Source organism: Enterobacter sp. R-1.6.2 (assembly GCF_035064085.1).
Taxonomy (GTDB): Bacteria; Pseudomonadota; Gammaproteobacteria; order Enterobacterales; family Enterobacteriaceae; genus Enterobacter; species Enterobacter asburiae_B.
In genome coordinates this window covers 1-581 of record NZ_JASEYI010000120.1, presented here as the reverse complement: position 1 = coordinate 581, position 581 = coordinate 1, and the positions used below count along the sequence as shown (strand labels likewise).

General features: G+C 56.8%; 1 pseudogene. It reads left to right on the top strand.

The features are described 5' to 3' along the window. Positions 1-581, top strand: a pseudogene (locus QMN93_RS26080) (DNA polymerase V subunit UmuC); the annotation flags it as partial.

Here is a 581-nt window from a genome sequence, read left to right as displayed (position 1 = left end):
CCTCAGCGAACGCGGAAACTGCTTTCACTGCAGCCGGTCGAAGAGATCTGGGGCGTGGGAAACCGTATTGCACGCAAGCTCAATGTTCTGGGCATTAAGACCGCACTCGATCTGGCCCTGACGAACCCGGCCTTCATCCGCAAAAATTTCTCCGTCGTTCTCGAGCGAACAGTGCGGGAACTGAACGGGGAAAGCTGCATGTCGCTTGAGGAAGCGCCGCCAACAAAGCAGCAGATTGTCTGCAGCCGCAGCTTTGGTGAGAAGGTCACTGAATACGATTCGCTCCGCCAGGCTGTCTGTCAGTACGCAGAGCGGGCCTCAGAAAAGCTGCGTAAAGAGCGCCAGTATTGCCGGCATATTTCCGTATTCATCAAAACGTCTCCGTTCGCCGTTAAAGAGCCTTACTATGGCAACGTGGCCACGGAGAAACTGCTTACCCCCACTCAGGACACCCGGGACATCATTGCGGCCGCCACAACGGCTCTGGAGCGTATCTGGAAGGACGGACACCGGTATGCCAAAGCCGGTGTGATGCTGAATGACTTCACCGGCTCCGGCGTTTCGCAGCTGCAGCTGTTCGA